Genomic DNA, 868 nt, shown 5'->3' with positions numbered 1-868 from the left:
CCTACTTCAACCTCACATTCATAATCATATTAGATAAAAAGATACTATCTTTATCAAAGCTTTTTAAGTTATATTCTAGTTTTAAGTATCTTTTTTGTATAGTTTGCATTAAAGTTGAAAGATTGTATAAACTTAAACTTTCTAATATATTTATAAGTTCTATCTTACTTAAAGTATTAAAATCATTTAACAAGCTAAGATAATTACTTATAATAGAAGAAGAATTGATATTGTGAAATATAATTTTATTTTTTATATCTTCTTTAATAAAAAATTGATTATTTTTTATATAAAAATAATCTTTAAGATGATGATTGCTTAATATTTGATTATAAAAACTTAAAAGGCTTTCTTTACTATTTAAGTCTATAAAATTTAAAAATATATTTTCTTTTAATAATACTTCTTGTAATTGTTTTAAGTTTTTAAAAGCTTGATTTATACTAGAAGTATTTTTTAAAGCATAAATGATATTTTCATCTTTAGAAATTGTTCTATTTGTATTATATTGCAATAAAGGATTTTTATAAAGTGTATCACTATTGATTAAGATATTGATATGAAAAGATTCTTTTATATCAATATGTTTTTTAATATGTAAAAATTCTAAAATATTTAAAAAAGCATTAGGTATATAAAATTGATCTAAACTAAGTTGTAAAAAATGATTCATATTATGCATAGAAAAAATATCATTATCTTTAATCAAATCATCTTTATTTAGATTAAATAACATAACTCCACCAAAACCCAATAAGCTTAGATTTTTTAAATTCTCTAAAGCTTTTCTTTTTTCTAAATCAATTTGAAGTATTTTTTGCATTGTTTATCCTTTCTTTAATTAGCCTATCTGTAAACCATCTTCCAT

At 18.9% G+C, this 868-nt stretch carries 1 protein-coding gene; it reads right to left on the bottom strand.

Annotation, left to right across the window (positions count from 1 at the left end):
- Position 1 precedes the first annotated feature (1 nt).
- Positions 2–823 carry a hypothetical protein gene (locus L8X40_RS08360; RefSeq protein ID WP_263667684.1) on the bottom strand — a complete coding sequence of 274 codons (822 nt, stop codon included), beginning with the start codon at positions 821–823 and terminating at the stop codon, positions 2–4.
- Between the last annotated feature and the right edge of the window lie 45 nt (positions 824–868).

The organism is Campylobacter sp. CNRCH_2013_0855 (assembly GCF_025773025.1).
GTDB classification, from domain to species: Bacteria; Campylobacterota; Campylobacteria; order Campylobacterales; family Campylobacteraceae; genus Campylobacter_D; species Campylobacter_D jejuni_C.
The sequence above is the reverse complement of the archived record's forward strand: the minus strand, read 5'-3'. Positions and strand labels throughout refer to the sequence as shown.

What these genes read in the sequence shown, in the direction of transcription:
- L8X40_RS08360 (WP_263667684.1), bottom strand. Translation starts at nt 823, where the DNA reads ATGCAAAAAATACTTCAAATTGATTTAGAAAAAAGAAAAGCTTTAGAG.